The following is a 4,259-nucleotide window of genomic DNA, read 5'->3' as shown; positions in this document are numbered from 1 at the left end:
TTTACTTCGTTAAACATGATGTCTTCCTAGTTGGCCTGTTTGGCCTTTTGCGTAGGGGGCGTATTCCCCCTCATCCCAGTATCTTCTTTGGTCAGGCGCTGGAATGCGGGCGCCAGTCTCTCAAGATTGTTGGGCCTTATCTCAGATTGCGGTGTTTGGGAAGGGGGAAGGGTTTCCGCCACAAACCCAGCCTGTAACCGTCAGCACATCGTTGGGCGAAATATCACAGTGAAGAAATTTCTTTACCTAAGCGAATGTCTTTTGCTACGGTTTATCTCAATCATTTATTTTTGAAGAAAAGGTCGCTCTATTATGAAGTTTGTCCCTCACGCTGCAGCGATTTCACTTGTTGCAACGCAGTCAATGGCAGGCGGCTTGGCTGACTCTATTGTTGAAACACCCGTGGCAGAGCCAGAAGCGATGGCAGCCCCGGCAGGCAGTTCGGATTGGATTATCCCTGCACTTATCGTAGGTGCTTTGATCGCTGTCGTTGTTTCAAACGACGACGACGGCAATGACAGCGAGCCTACAGAACCGCCGTCGGAACCGCCGTCGGAACCGCCTGTCATCCAAGAACCGCCAGTTTAACAACCTATGTGATCAGCACATAAATCTGGAATGGGCGCTATTCGCGGCCCATCCCAGAGCGTTCGGAGCATCTGAGAGTGTTGCCAGTTGATCTTCCTTACACGCTGCTTAGTCTGAATCCTCTGGTCGTGGTTGTTGACGGTGTCTTTGACGAAGACCTCGCCAATCATATCATCAGCAAAGGCGACGGGACGCTACAGCGTGGCGTGATTGTCGACCCCAAAGGTGGTACAAAGCAAAGTGATGGCCGCACCAGCGAAGTTGCAGGCGTTAACCAGTGGAGCGACCCGAGAGTAACGCAACTGGTCAGCCAGATTTCTACCTTTGTCCGATTGCCGCCAGAAAATTCAGAGCCCTGCAAGCTCATGCGCTATCAGGGGGATCAAAAATACGACCCCCACTCCGATGCATTTGACCAGTCTACCGGCGGGCGCCAGTTTCTTGCACAAGGCGGCCAAAGACTTTTCACGACGCTCTGTTATCTAAACGATGTCGAAGAAGGTGGTGAAACAGAGTTTCCGCATCTGAAAATCAAGGTGAAGCCAAAACTCGGGCGAGTGCTGATCTTTGGGAACACGCGGCTTGGCACGGCGTCGCCACACCCCCATTCCATCCACGCAGGACTATCTGTCGCAAACGGTGAAAAATACGCGATGTCAATCTGGTGGCGACAGCTGGCATATCACGTGCAGCGCGATTATCCGCCAGAGTCTGGCGAAACACGCACCATCTCATAGCGGTTGCCAAAACAGAAAACGCCTATCAGCAAAGGTCAATTGCTGTCATTCGGCGTGTCTTTGGCATAATTGCGCCCATCATTTCTACCATTCCAGCATGACTTCGCGCAGTGTTTTGCTACAATACCAAAGCACTCCTACATCATGATCAACCGCGTAAGAATGGCGCGGCACGATTGAAAACTTAAAGGAGATCATGATGAAACGAGCAAACCGAGCCAGTGCAATTGCAATTGCCATGATGATGGCAGCGGCGGCACCGATGGCCGCTTTGGCGCAGGCGGAAAGCGTTCCGATGACGCAAGACGTCACAGAGTCAGAGATCGCCGCATTCGCGCAGGCTTACCAAGAGGTGGTCGCGATCAATGCCGAATATGTACCTCAGGTAGAACAGGCCGCAGACGATGCAACGCGGCAGGCCCTGATGGAAGAAGCCCAGAGGGCACAGGCCGAGGCGATTGAAACAACCGAAGGGATAAGCCTCGACAGATATGTCGAAATCTTGACGCTCGCACAGAATGACGCGGATCTGACCGCGCAGATTACAGCATATCTTGAAAGCTGATCAATTATCACCGCAAATGAAAATCCGCTGCGATCATGTCGTAGCGGATTTTCTGTTTCCTGGCTTATCGCAAGGTGGCATCAAACTGGATGACATTTTGTTCCTCTGAAGCAGCAGGGACCACCGCTATCTTGGCGTTATTGATACCATTGCCCGAAAATTCTATGGTTCGCTCCATCGTGGCACCCTCCGCATCCATCACGGAGTATCCGGCAAGGCGCAAATCCTCTTGCCATGTCGCCAGCAAGTCATCGACATCATCCTGAGTGGAAAACGAGAACATCCTGAGCGAACTACCGATTTCACGCTCGCTAAGGACCTCGGCGTCCTCTGGTAGGACTACCTCTTTTGGCACCCATGTTTGCGGCGGTTCGCTTTGTGCGGCTGACGCGGTCGCGAGATGGACTGTTAGCATCATCATCGCAGCGCCGGTGGCAAATTGTTTTTTCATTTCCATGCGTGTAACTTAGGCACAATGGCGCAATTGACAATCTCTATGCGCTAAAAGCTGCCGATACCCGAAACGAAAACGCCCACCTGATGGCGGGCGCTTTCTGTATTCTCTTCTCGACCGTATCGCCTTAGCGACGCAGGCCTAGACGCTCGATCAGGCTCTGGTAACGTGCTTCGTCTTTGGACTTGGTGTAGTCCAGAAGCTTACGGCGCAGCGCAACCATTTTCAGCAGACCACGGCGACCGTGGTTGTCTTTCTTGTGGGTCTTGAAGTGCTCTGTCAGCGTCGCGATGCGGCTGGACAGGATAGCAACCTGAACTTCGGGCGAACCTGTATCGCCTTCTTTGGTTGCAAATTCCTTCATGATCCGTGTTTTTTCTTCAGCAGTAATCGACATCGGGGTCTCCTTTATATCAAGGGTGAATGGCACAATCCGGGATGTCGTCCAGAAGGGCCCGTGGAGGGTCTGTGCAAGGCAATCCCCGCGCAGATGCGTCGCAATAAGAGGATTCTGCGAAAAAGGAAAGCGATTTGTTACGCGGCGATCAGCGCGATCCGCGCCACATCCAGTTCTGCAAGATTGGGGAAAGTTGCGACAATCAAACCATCGGCGAATAGGACCAGTCCGTCTTCCGTTTCCGCGGTCTCCAGCTGTGGCAACGCACCCTCGTAAGTGATCTCGATCACGTCCTCGGACGCGTCAAAATCTTCGATAATCACATCGTTTCCGTGCAATAGCGCAAAGGTATCGGCCCCTGTTCCACCATGCAGGTGATCGCCCGCACCACCCATCAGGATATCGTCACCAGCACCTCCATTGAGGTAATCGACATCTTCGTCGCCCCGATCGTAGAGAATGTCGTTGCCTGGCCCGCCATGAAGCGTGTCCGCACCCGAACCGCCGATCAAGACATCATTGCCAAACGACCCAAGCAGCATGTCATCACCGCTGCCCCCTATCAGGACATCATCACCGCCGCCACCGTTCAGCACATCGTTACCCGCACCACCAATCAGAACATCATCGCCAACATGTCCGTTCAACAGATCATCACCGTCGCCGCCAACAAGCACATCGTTACCGCGTCCACCGTGCAACGTGTCATCACCGGCACCACCGGCCAGATAATCGTTTCCGTCTTCGCCATGTAGATAGTCATTTCCTGCGCCCGTCCGGACGATGTCATCCAGTGGACCCGAGAATATCACGGTGTCTTCATCGCTCATCGCGATCATGTCATCAATCGGCGCGATCTCGACGCTGGGATCGTCCTCATCAGCCCTCCCGTCATCCGTCGTTTCGGAGGGTTCATCACTATCCAACATCACGATGGCCGTCATTGCGACTCCCATCAATCCAAACAAAGCAAGCATTTCCAAAACCAGTCATCATCGAGTCGCCCCCGACCCCTTGGGATTTGAAATACCATGCGGCACATACCGGGACATCGAAATTCTGAACAAATGGTTAACGCGCCCGAAGCGTCACGCTTCGTTCCACGGGATCGGCTGCTGCGCATAACTGATGTAAAGCGGGTGCTTGGGATGCCCGTGTTTGCTGAGCCCCAACGTATAAAGCGGCTTGCCAAGGTTGCGCAAAAGCGCCTCGGTCTGGCGGCCGCGAGCCAAATGCGTGCCATGGGTGCCCCAAGCGGCAATGATCTGGTCAGCCCAAACCGCACCTTCGCGGATAATCGCATTGTTTTCGGGACCTACCGGATCGACCGCCTTGCGCATCGCAAAGGGATCGGTGTCGCGCCAAGCGAAGATATTTGTCACCTGAAACGCGCCAAAGCCCAGCGCACGGGCGCGTCTTTCGCAGCGCTCCACGGTCGGGTCGTTCTGCACCTCGGTGGCCTTCGAGGGGTTCAGCATCACAAACAGGACCCGTTTGCCCTTTGCATCCCACGTGCGT

The 4,259-nt window shown here is 54.0% G+C and carries 7 protein-coding genes; 3 read left to right on the top strand and 4 right to left on the bottom strand.

The genetic code is table 11. The annotated features are described in order from the left end of the window. Positions 1-312 precede the first annotated feature (312 nt). The 3 genes from VGP75_RS08530 (at position 313) to VGP75_RS08520 (ending at position 1,890) form a co-directional block, all read left to right on the top strand. A complete protein-coding gene (locus tag VGP75_RS08530) occupies positions 313-588 on the top strand; it encodes a hypothetical protein (protein ID WP_327543249.1) in 276 nt (91 codons plus the stop codon). An 80-nt stretch (positions 589-668) separates the two neighbouring features. Further along, positions 669-1,325, top strand: a complete 657-nt coding sequence (locus tag VGP75_RS08525) for a 2OG-Fe(II) oxygenase (RefSeq protein ID WP_327543248.1) — start codon at positions 669-671, stop codon at positions 1,323-1,325. 199 nt (positions 1,326-1,524) lie between these two features. Continuing rightward, the gene (locus tag VGP75_RS08520) at positions 1,525-1,890 is read left to right on the top strand and encodes a DUF4168 domain-containing protein (RefSeq protein ID WP_327543247.1); all 366 of its coding nucleotides are present in this window, start codon (positions 1,525-1,527) and stop codon (positions 1,888-1,890) included. 64 nt (positions 1,891-1,954) lie between these two features. On the opposite strand, the gene VGP75_RS08515 is transcribed toward VGP75_RS08520, so the two are convergent. The 4 genes from VGP75_RS08515 to VGP75_RS08500 all read right to left on the bottom strand — a co-directional run. Further along, entirely contained in the window at positions 1,955-2,347 is a 393-nt protein-coding gene (locus VGP75_RS08515) for a hypothetical protein (RefSeq protein WP_327543246.1), read from the bottom strand. A 124-nt stretch (positions 2,348-2,471) separates the two neighbouring features. Continuing rightward, positions 2,472-2,741 (bottom strand): 30S ribosomal protein S15, encoded by a 270-nt coding sequence (gene rpsO, locus VGP75_RS08510; RefSeq protein ID WP_019955803.1) that lies wholly within the window; start codon positions 2,739-2,741, stop codon positions 2,472-2,474. Positions 2,742-2,878: 137 nt separating this feature from the next. Beyond that, positions 2,879-3,685, bottom strand: coding sequence for a calcium-binding protein (locus VGP75_RS08505; RefSeq protein WP_327543245.1), 807 nt, complete (start codon positions 3,683-3,685; stop codon positions 2,879-2,881). A gap of 144 nt (positions 3,686-3,829) precedes the next feature. Further along, positions 3,830-4,259, bottom strand: a 430-nt coding sequence (locus VGP75_RS08500) for a DUF1643 domain-containing protein (protein WP_327543244.1), incomplete at its 5' end; no start/stop codon positions are given.

The organism is Yoonia sp., from assembly GCF_036007805.1.
Classification (GTDB): domain Bacteria; phylum Pseudomonadota; class Alphaproteobacteria; order Rhodobacterales; family Rhodobacteraceae; genus Yoonia.
Note: the sequence above shows the minus strand (reverse complement) of the source record. Positions and strands in the feature narration are given on the sequence as shown.

Coding starts and splice junctions, on each gene's coding strand:
- VGP75_RS08530 (WP_327543249.1), top strand. CDS start 313: ATGAAGTTTGTCCCTCACGCTGCAGCGATTTCACTTGTTGCAACGCAG.
- VGP75_RS08520 (WP_327543247.1), top strand. CDS start 1,525: ATGAAACGAGCAAACCGAGCCAGTGCAATTGCAATTGCCATGATGATG.
- VGP75_RS08515 (WP_327543246.1), bottom strand. CDS start 2,347: ATGGAAATGAAAAAACAATTTGCCACCGGCGCTGCGATGATGATGCTA.
- rpsO (WP_019955803.1), bottom strand. CDS start 2,741: ATGTCGATTACTGCTGAAGAAAAAACACGGATCATGAAGGAATTTGCA.
- VGP75_RS08505 (WP_327543245.1), bottom strand. CDS start 3,685: ATGACGGCCATCGTGATGTTGGATAGTGATGAACCCTCCGAAACGACG.